This window comes from Aminobacter sp. P4_D5 (assembly GCF_056401815.1).
The window spans coordinates 1-605 of the sequence record NZ_JBFUIP010000996.1 but is presented as its reverse complement, the minus strand read 5'-3'; the positions used below and the strand labels follow the sequence as shown (position 1 = coordinate 605).

Sequence of the window (605 nt, the reverse complement as noted above, 5' to 3'; positions counted from 1 at the left end):
ACCGCACGCTGCTCGGCCACTTCCGGCACGAATCCGGTCACTATTTTTGGGACCGGCTGGTGCGGGACGGCGGCCGGCTGGAGGATTGCCGCGCCGTCTTCGGCGACGACAGCCGGGATTACGAGGCCGCCCTGCAGCGACATTACGATCAGGGTCCTCCCGCCGACTGGCAGGACAACTTCGTCAGCACCTACGCCACCTCGCATCCCTGGGAGGATTTCGCCGAGACCTGGGCGCATTACCTTCATATCGTCGACACGCTGGAGATGGCGCGCTCGCTTGGCCTGGAGATCGCCCCGCGGGCGGACCAGACCGGCGATCTCTCGACCGAGGTGGATTTCGATCCCTACCGCAGCACGGATATCGAGGCGCTGATGGATGCCTGGGTGCCGCTGACGGTCGCGGTGAACAGCCTGAACCGCAGCATGGGCATCCCGGATCTTTACCCCTTCGTGCTGTCTCCGGCGGTGGTGGCCAAGCTCGGCTTCATCCAGTCGCTGACGCACGGCGCGATGCTGCCGAGGGCCTTACTGGGGCCCGAAACGACGAAAGCCGCCGGAGGATCTCCGGCGGCTCCCACAGTTCAGTCCAGTGTAGCAGTCAGG

At 65.6% G+C, this 605-nt stretch carries 1 protein-coding gene; it reads left to right on the top strand.

Annotation, left to right across the window (positions count from 1 at the left end; genetic code table 11):
* Positions 1-605: putative zinc-binding metallopeptidase (locus AC1DWF_RS36290; RefSeq protein ID WP_476843287.1), on the top strand; the 605-nt coding region annotated here is incomplete at both ends.